Consider the following 3493-nt stretch of genomic DNA (forward strand, 5'->3'; position numbering starts at 1 on the left):
GTGCCACGAACATGTTCTTCTACGATCTCGTCATGGGCCACCGCTGGATCATCGGTGGCGATGAATTGCTCGCTGGCTGCGATCATCATCGCGATGCCGCGCGCATTCCACTGCACGAGGCCACGCGGCTGCTGTTCAATCGCTGCTCGGGCCTGCTGTTCGCCAAAGAGCGGCTCATGCGTGATGCCTTCACCGCTGCGGATGCCGATTTCGTTGGCCGCAACCTCGCCAAGGCACAACTGGCGCTCGGTGACGTGATCCTGGCTTCACGCGGCCAGTATCACTGGAGCTGCGTGGAGCGTCAGCGCAGGCTGAAGGCCGACCCATCCTTATGCGCGCATCACGCTGCGGGCGTGGCATTCAAACTGCATCCACAACGGTCCATTCTCTCACGCAGTGAACTGCTCAAGCAACATGCGGCGCTCACCCAGCTTGCTGAAAAAGTTTTTCTCCAGCTCGAGAGCCGACGCTTGGCGCAAACCTTCCACACGGTCAAAAATTACGTCGAAAGCAGCATGAACAAATGCCCGGAGCAGCCGGTGTGGAAGAACGTGCTCGTGCATTGGAAAACACGCGGCGTGCCGCAGCGCATGACACGCTATCCGCGTGAGCATCTACTGCATGAGCTGGCGCTGCTGCTGTGGGACGGCAAGGTCGTGACGCCGGCGACGGTGGGCGCTTACGAGGCGCTGTGGGGCCGCTTCAACTGATTTGAGTAGCTTGCCGCTCCAGAGGCGAGTTCGATTGTCTCCAGGCGTTGCCACGCCCCAAAACTCGGCTCTGGAGAGCCAAACTACGAGGGAGATGCTGAAGCATCGTTTACCCTCACTTGCGGGCGATGTGCGCCTTGGCGTCATGGGTTTAACTACTCGCACCACACACCGCGCCATGAACATCCTCGTCATCTACCCCTACATTCCCTTCCCCATTGATCGTGGCACGTATCAGCGCGTGTTTCATCTGCTGCGCGCGCTGGCACGCGATCACACCATTGATCTGCTGGCACTGTCGGAAAAAGGCGAGCGGGTGGAGCACCGCGAGGTCTTCGAGCAATTCTGCCGCAACGTGACCTTTGTGCCGTTCGAGCATCCGCAGTGGCCGCGGTTGTTCCCGAATCGCCTCATGCATCCGCTGCCAACGACGATTCGTCACTGGCGCTTGCCCGAAGTGGCCGAAGCGATCCGCGCGAAGCTAGCGCTGCATAGCTACGATCTCGTGCATGTATGCGACATCGTGATGGCGCAGTATTTTCTCAAGGAGCACCGTCACATCCCGCTGAGCGTGGACCGCAGCCGCGTGGATCTGCAATTTCAAGAGGAGCAGCAGTCACGTCTGCCCCATGGCCTCAAATCATCGCTGCTGTTTCAGGAACAGATGTGGAAGCTGCGCCGCTTCGAGCAACTGGTGGCGCAACGCTGCGCGGTGCAGGTGGTGTGCGGGCCGGATGATGAAACCTTCATCCGCACGGAGGTCAGCCTCGATGTGCCGGTGCAGGTAGTGACCAATGGCGTCGATCTCGACTACTTCACGCCGGATGCCGTCAATGTGGCACGTGATGAAAAGCCGACGGTGATGTTCTGCGGCGCGATGGATTACATGCCGAACACGGACGCGCTGCACTGGTTCTTTACGGAGATGCACGAGCGGCTGCTGGTGCGCATTCCCGATCTGCGCGTGCTGATTGTCGGCAAAGCGCCGACGCCGCAAGTGCGCGCGTATGCGGAGCTGCCCGGCGTCATCGTCACCGGCGGCGTACCGGATGTGCGGCCCTATTATCGCCGTGCCTGGGCGCAGATCGTGCCGCTGCGCGTCGGCGGTGGCACCCGCTTGAAAATTCCCGAGAGCATGGCGGTGGGCACGCCGGTGATCAGCACCACCATCGGCGCACAAGGTTTAAATCTCCAGCACGGCAAGGACATCCTGTTAGCCGACAAAGCGGAATCGTTCGTGCATCAAACCGCCCGTCTGCTGGGTGATGCGGTGCTGCGCCAAAACATCGAGGAGCACGGCATGCAGACCTGCCGTGCGCGCTTCGGCTGGCCCGGTCTCGGACGGCAGCTCAGTGACTTTTATCGTCAGTCCTTCAATCCCGCGATTTTTCACCATGAACACAACTGAACACGCCCACCGCAGCGGCCCGCCGCTGTCCATCCTCGGCGTCCCATTCGACAATGTGACGACCCAGCAGACGCTCGACACGATCAGTGACATGATCGCCTCAAAACGTCCGCACTACATCGCTACGGCCAACGTGGACTTCACCGCGCTGGACATGCACGATGAAGAACTGCGGCGCATCCTGCTCAATGCCCACCTGGTCGTGTGCGATGGCATGCCGCTGGTGTGGGCCTCGCGCTGGCTGGGCAATCCGCTGCCAGAGCGTGTGGCGGGGTCGGATGTCGTGCCGAAACTGCTCGCACTGGCCGAAGTGCAAGGCTGGAGCGTCTATTTCCTCGGCGGACAAAAAGAAGTGGCATGGCGTGCGGTGCAGAATGTGCAGGAGCGGCATCCAAAACTGAAAATCGCGGGCATGATGTCGCCGGAGTTCAAGCCGCTGCATGAGATGGACCATGAGCGCATCTGCGCGGAAATTCGCGCGGCACAACCGGACATCCTGCTGGTGTCATTCGGCTGTCCCAAGCAGGAAAAGTGGATTGCGATGAACTATGAGCGTGCCGGAGCACCAGTGACGATCGGTGTCGGAGCCACGATTGATTTTCTCGCGGGCCACATGAAACGCGCACCGCGCTGGATGCAGCTTTCCGGCACGGAATGGCTGTTCCGCCTGGCGCAGGAGCCGAAACGATTGTTCAAACGCTATGCCAATGATTTTGCCGTGTTTGGCAGCGCCATCGGCAAGCAATGGTGGCTGACACGCGGCGGCAAACGCTTGCACGCGCAGCCAGACACTGCGGAGACAGCACATGCGCCCGAGATGCAGCTCTCCTGCGTGGCGGAGCTGCCGCTGCCAGAACGTCTCGATGCGACGGAGGTCGTGATGATCGAGCAGGCATGGATGGAACGCCTTGATGGCCCGGAGGAGGGCATCATCCTGGATGGCAGCGGCACGAAGTTCATCGACAGCACCGGACTGGGCTTTCTCATGCGCATGCAGAAGCGCTGCCGCGAGTCTGGCAAGCAGCTCGTGCTCGCCGCCTGTTCAATGCCAATGCGCAACCTGCTGCAAATGACGCGCCTGCACACGATCTTTACCCTGGCCGAAAACCGCGAGGCCGCGCTGTTGAGGGTACTCGGCGAACTGCGGGAGGATTGCCAGTCAGCGCATGAAAATCTGGTGTCCGCACCGGCACACCTGTCCTGGGCCGGTGAGGTGACTGGTGGCAGCATCGACGGCCTGTGGCGTGGCGCGCTAGGCGCTATCCACAACGCCGCTGATGCGGGCAGTCCGGTGGTGATCGACCTGCATGAGGTGCAGACCGTCGATAGCGGCGGCCTGGGGCTCATGGTGCGGTTGAAGAAGCATGCGACCAGC

3 protein-coding genes are annotated in these 3493 nt (G+C 61.1%); all 3 read left to right on the forward strand.

Annotation, left to right across the window (positions count from 1 at the left end):
- A partial coding sequence (locus tag ACKVY0_RS10520) for a hypothetical protein (protein ID WP_409214775.1) occupies window positions 1-710 on the forward strand: 710 nt, incomplete at its 5' end.
- Window positions 711-888: 178 nt separating this feature from the next.
- Window positions 889-2118, forward strand: coding sequence for a glycosyltransferase (locus tag ACKVY0_RS10525; protein WP_409214776.1), 1230 nt, complete (start codon window positions 889-891; stop codon window positions 2116-2118).
- The coding region (locus ACKVY0_RS10530) for a WecB/TagA/CpsF family glycosyltransferase (RefSeq protein ID WP_409214777.1) at window positions 2105-3493 on the forward strand (1389 nt) is incomplete at its 3' end. The genes ACKVY0_RS10525 and ACKVY0_RS10530, both read left to right, overlap by 14 nt.

It is taken from the genome of Prosthecobacter sp., from assembly GCF_046154365.1.
Classification (GTDB): Bacteria; Verrucomicrobiota; Verrucomicrobiia; order Verrucomicrobiales; family Verrucomicrobiaceae; genus Prosthecobacter.